Annotated in this window: 3 protein-coding genes and 1 pseudogene (1 of these 4 only partly in view); all 4 read left to right on the top strand. The window is 52.9% G+C overall.

Annotation, left to right across the window (positions count from 1 at the left end; translation table 11 throughout):
- The coding region (locus tag H5U36_08090; GenBank protein ID MBC7218080.1) for a motility protein A at positions 1–244 on the top strand (244 nt) is incomplete at its 5' end.
- 11 nt (positions 245–255) lie between these two features.
- Entirely contained in the window at positions 256–975 is a 720-nt protein-coding gene (locus tag H5U36_08085) for an OmpA family protein (GenBank protein ID MBC7218079.1), read from the top strand.
- An 11-nt stretch (positions 976–986) separates the two neighbouring features.
- On the top strand, positions 987–1,475 hold the full coding sequence (locus H5U36_08080) for a flagellar basal body-associated FliL family protein (GenBank protein ID MBC7218078.1): 489 nt from the start codon (positions 987–989) through the stop codon (positions 1,473–1,475).
- A gap of 12 nt (positions 1,476–1,487) precedes the next feature.
- Positions 1,488–1,886, top strand: a pseudogene (gene fliM, locus H5U36_08075) (flagellar motor switch protein FliM); it runs 579 nt beyond the window's last position.

Genomic DNA, 1,886 nt, shown 5'->3' with positions numbered 1-1,886 from the left:
AGCACTCATTGCAAATCTCTTTTGCCTTCCGGTGGCGAATAAGCTGAAGCTCCGGAGCGCCCAGGAAGTACTCCTCAAAGAAGTCATCATCGAGGGCATTCTCTCTATTCAGGCGGGGGACAATCCTCGCATTGTAGAGGAGAAGCTCAAGTCCTTCTTTGCTCCGGAAATTCGGGAACAATTCGAGCGGGAACGGGAAGGCCAGGAGCGGGTTATTCCTCTTCGGCAGACAAAGGAAGCGTGAGGTGAGTCCTGATGCCCAGAAAGCGCGAGGAAGAAGCTCCCCCTGGGGCACCTCTCTGGTCTTTGACCTATGGGGATTTCATGTCGCTTCTTCTGTGCTTTTTTGTGCTCCTTTTTGCCCTTTCCACCATTGACGTTGCTCGCTTTAAGGAAATCGTTTCCTCCATTCAAGGGGCCTTGGGAGTTCTTGAAGGAGGACCACGAGTTTTCCATCCCTCCGAAATCCCAGTTCCAAAGCCCCCATCTCAGCTCAGCCCCTCGGGGGTGGTGCAGCTCAAACTTGTTGGACTCATGAAGGAGATTGAACGCAAGCTCATCGAGCAGGCCCATCTCTCTCCGGAAAAGGTGAGCGTCAGGATTGATGAGCGGGGACTGGTGGTGACTTTCCTCGACAACGTCTTCTTCGATATTGGAAAAGCCAATCTCCGACCGGAGATGATTCCCGTCCTTGATGCCCTTGCCGAAGTCCTTAAGAAAATCCCCAACGCCGTCCGCATCGAGGGGCACACCTGTGACCTCCCGATCAACACGCCTCAATTCCCCTCGAACTGGGAGCTTTCTGCTGCCCGGGCAATTGCCGTCTTGCGGTACCTGGTGGAGAAGCAGGGTATTCCCCCGGAGCGGCTCATTGCGGTAGGATATGGAGAGTACCGGCCTCTTGTTCCAAACACCAGTGAAGAGAACCGGCGGAAGAACCGAAGGGTTGAAGTGGTTATTCTCCGAGAGGAATAGGAGGAGAGGATATGGCAAAAAGAAGTGAAGAAGTTGCCGAGGAAACAAAAGAAGCGAAAAAGGGATTTTCCCTGAAGAGCATCCTCCTTGTCCTTGTGCTTGCGATGGTGGGCTTCATGGGATATACCTTCTTAAAGCAGAGTGGCTTTTTGGCTTCCCGAGGGGAAGATGCTCCAAAGAAAGCGAGGGCTAAGGAACCCATCATCTACACCTTTGAGGGGAATTTCCTCGTGAACCTCGCGGACAAGGATAACCTTCGCTACCTCAAGGCGGTGATAAGTGTTGCCCTCTCGAATCAGAAAGCCAAAGACGAGCTCCGTAAAAAGAGCGTGGAGGTTCGGGACGCCATCATCATGATTCTCAGCGCCCAGACCTCAGAAGACCTTGCAACTCCGGAGGGCAAAGAACGCTTGAAGAGTCTCATTGCGGAGCGTATCAACGAAATGCTCACTGCGGGAGAAGTAGAAAAGGTGTTCTTCCTTGACTTTGTCATGCAGTAGGTGAGGTGTTCCATGGGCGAGATTCTCTCCCAGGAAGAAATAGATGCGCTGCTTCAGGCTTTGAGCTCTGGAGCTACCGAGGCAGAGAAGGTAAAGGAAGAGGCAAAACCCGAGGTTCGCCTCAAAGTTTACGACTTTCGCCGTCCGGAGAAGTTCTCGAAGGACCAAATCCGGACGTTCCACATGATTTTCTCCACCTTTGCCCGCCTTGGAGCAACGAATCTTGCAGGTTTTTTGCGGAGCCGCCTCCAGATTAACCTCGTTTCGGTGGACCAGCTCACCTACGACGAGTTCGTTCGTTCTGTGCCGAACCCCACGTTCGTCTGCGTTTTCTCCATCCCACCCCTTGAGGGACGATGTGTCCTTCAGGTGAGCCTTGATGTGGTGTTCTTGATGATTGATCGGCTCCTT

Origin of the sequence: Candidatus Caldatribacterium sp. (genome assembly GCA_014359405.1) — a bacterium.
In the GTDB taxonomy this organism is placed as follows: domain Bacteria; phylum Atribacterota; class Atribacteria; order Atribacterales; family Caldatribacteriaceae; genus Caldatribacterium; species Caldatribacterium oleiphilum.
Note: the sequence above shows the minus strand (reverse complement) of the source record. Positions and strands in the feature narration are given on the sequence as shown.

Bases quoted from the DNA above. Each gene is read 5' to 3' on its own strand.
- H5U36_08080 (MBC7218078.1), top strand. From the start codon at position 987: ATGGCAAAAAGAAGTGAAGAAGTTGCCGAGGAAACAAAAGAAGCGAAA.
- H5U36_08085 (MBC7218079.1), top strand. From the start codon at position 256: ATGCCCAGAAAGCGCGAGGAAGAAGCTCCCCCTGGGGCACCTCTCTGG.